We start from the raw sequence: 256 nt of genomic DNA, 5'->3' as shown, positions 1-256 counted from the left end.
AATGCTGCGAGGCGATTCTGCGCGGTGAGGTACGCGCCTTCATCGGCATGGGCGGCAACTTCTTTCGCGCGATTCCCGATCAGAAGCGCGTGGTCGAGAAGGTGCACGAGATGGACATGACGGTGCATATCGCCACCAAGCTCAATCGCAGCCACCTGCACCCCGGCAAGCATGGTTGGGTGCTGCCCACGATCGGCCATAGCGAGCGTGACCTGCAGGCCGGTGCCGATGGCAAGGGCGCGGAGCAGGTCTCCAG

At 63.7% G+C, this 256-nt stretch carries 1 protein-coding gene; it reads left to right on the top strand.

What is annotated here, in order from left to right; genetic code table 11:
• On the top strand, positions 1 to 256 hold a 256-nt coding region (locus R0J88_RS21540), incomplete at both ends, for a hypothetical protein (RefSeq protein WP_410901109.1).

It is taken from the genome of Pseudoalteromonas sp. SIMBA_162 (assembly GCF_046535955.1).
GTDB lineage: Bacteria > Pseudomonadota > Gammaproteobacteria > Enterobacterales > Alteromonadaceae > Pseudoalteromonas > Pseudoalteromonas marina.
This window is presented reverse-complemented; position numbering and strand designations above follow the sequence as displayed.